We start from the raw sequence: 2,307 nt of genomic DNA on the forward strand, positions 1-2,307 counted from the left end.
CCGTCGAAGCCGAAACCAACTTTTACGCCCATCTACCCGTCACCAAAAAACTGGAACGGGCCTAACCGAACCTCCACAAAACCCGGTACTTGACAGTTCCCGGTTACGGGCGGATCTGGCGGCTTGAATGTCTTTGAGGGTGACGGTGGCTGATTCGTGATCGGGATCGACAGCTCTGCAGATGTATTGGTCCCGGTGAAAGATGCGGATCTCGGCAATGTCGCGGGGATCGTAGCGAATGATGACCGGCTCTCTGACGTAGGCGGCCAACAGTGGCGAGACGTATCGGAGACCCTGAAAATGAACGCCATCGCGGTGGACGATCCGCGGCTTGGCCACAGTCAGTAGCAGCAGGTTGAGGTCGTCAACGGTTTCCGGCAATCGCGGAAGCCATCCTTCACCTACCCATGACTGATGCGGGGTGGTTTTGATTTCCGGGTGCTCGCGCTGGTGATATGTACCCGCAATGAACGTGCCGACAGCCTGATCCAGTTCCGGCAACGTCAGCACCGGTTCCGGATGCCGTTGCCCATCGGTCAAATAACCAGGAAGCTCGGCCAACAGCTCAGTATTCACGGTGCCGAAAAAGCGTTCAATCTTGCCACGCCCCTGGGGTCTGGCGACAGTTGAGTAGATGATTTCGAAGTGCAGGTCCTTGCCCGTTTGATTCAAGTGATCACTGGTGAAATCCGTTCCATGATCCACGTAGAGCACATCAGGGATGCCGCACATCGGCCAACCGGAATCATTCTTGGGCCAGATACCCTGCCGTAGTGCCAGCGCGGTGTTCATCGCCGAGGGCGCACCGAGAAAGACCATGTAGCCGCAGACTGCGCGTGAGTAATCATCGAGGATTACCGTGAGCCAAGGCCGGGCCGGTGTCCGATTGACGTTCAGAACCAGGATGTCCAGCTCGGTGTGGTCGGCCTGCCAGATTGCGTTCGCCCGTTCGGCTCTGCGGCGCCAGACCAGCTCGTATTTGTCCCGGTACGCGACTGGTCCTTGGTGAGCGAGAGTAACCATGCCCGGATCAAGGCCGGTCACGATGGAGCGAACCGTACTGTAGGACACCATCTGCCAGCCATGCTCGGCTGCGACCGCACGCGCTTTCCGGGTGATGGCTGCCGTGGATAGCCGCGGCTTCACTAAAGCCAGCCCCTCGATCAGCGCCATCAACTCTCTATGGGTTCTCACGCCGCGACGTGGTGAAGGCTTGGGTGTCAGCCCGGTAATGCCGTCGCGCCGATAAGCCGCGCACCAACGCTGCAGCGTGCGCAGCCCGATACCCTCGCCGTTGGCCAGGACAATCAGCGGAATGCCGTCTTCAATATGCTGACGCAAAACCTGCCATCGGGCAGCAGTTTTGTTCTCAGGCGTGGAGGCAACGTCCCGTCCTGTGGATCCGCTGCCCTTGGCCATGACTCACTACTGGGCTTTGGTGGTGGAAGATCGCCGGCGCCGGGCAGGGGTGCCGGTAGGTTCTCGGCGAAGTGCGCGGTAAATGGTGGTGCGGCTGACCCCAAGAACTGCACCAATTTTCTCGACCGTCATGTCCTGCTGCTCATACAGCCTTCGTGCAGTGCGGAGTTTGTCCTCGGTCAGGAGGGCTGGCCGGCCTCCTGTACGCCCACGTGCACGTGCCGCCTGCAGCCCGGCGTTGGTTCGCTCACGGATCAGGTCTCGTTCAAACTCTGCCAGCGCCGCGAAAACGTGGAACACCAACCGGCCGCCCGAGGACGTGGTGTCGATGTTCTCCTGCAACGACCTGAACCCGATCCCACGTTCCTGCAATCCGGCCAGCTGATCGATCAGATGGCGGATGGACCTACCCAGTCGATCCAGGCGCCACACCACTAAAGTGTCACCCGGCCTAAGTTGGTCCAGCACCTTCGACAGTTCCGGTCGTGTTTCCAGCGAACCCGATGCGGTGTCAGTGAAAATCCGGTAGCAACCAGCTGACTTCAACGAGTCCACTTGAAGAGCGGCATCTTGATCGCCGGTCGATACACGGGCGTAGCCCAACTGGTGTCCCATGCACCTCAATGTATCAATACTCGTGAAGCATAGGAAGAACCGATACATAGAATACGGCACTGCATTTCGGTACAAAATCCGAGCCCTTCGTATCACTTTGGCGACAGCAACGGTGCTTGTAGCAAATACGAACGATTTCGGCACGATGAAAAAGTAACGCGCAACAGCCGACGTTACGGGGCTCATCGTAATTGAGAGTGCAGGCGGGGCCTGAAGCCGCCTGATTCGAGGAGTGATCGGGCGATGTAGTGGGTGAGGTTGCGGAACCCGAGG

Annotated in this window: 2 protein-coding genes; both read right to left on the bottom strand. The window is 58.9% G+C overall.

Going from position 1 to position 2,307, the window contains the following annotated elements:
* Positions 1-39: 39 nt before the first annotated feature.
* Positions 40-1,419, bottom strand: a complete 1,380-nt coding sequence (locus IWX63_RS16505) for a Mu transposase C-terminal domain-containing protein (RefSeq protein ID WP_334685956.1) — start codon at positions 1,417-1,419, stop codon at positions 40-42.
* A gap of 6 nt (positions 1,420-1,425) precedes the next feature.
* On the bottom strand, positions 1,426-2,034 hold the full coding sequence (locus IWX63_RS16510) for a recombinase family protein (protein WP_199279237.1): 609 nt from the start codon (positions 2,032-2,034) through the stop codon (positions 1,426-1,428).
* Positions 2,035-2,307 lie beyond the last annotated feature (273 nt).

The sequence above is a fragment of the Arthrobacter sp. CAN_A2 genome, from assembly GCF_015752045.1.
Lineage (GTDB): Bacteria > Actinomycetota > Actinomycetes > Actinomycetales > Micrococcaceae > Arthrobacter_D.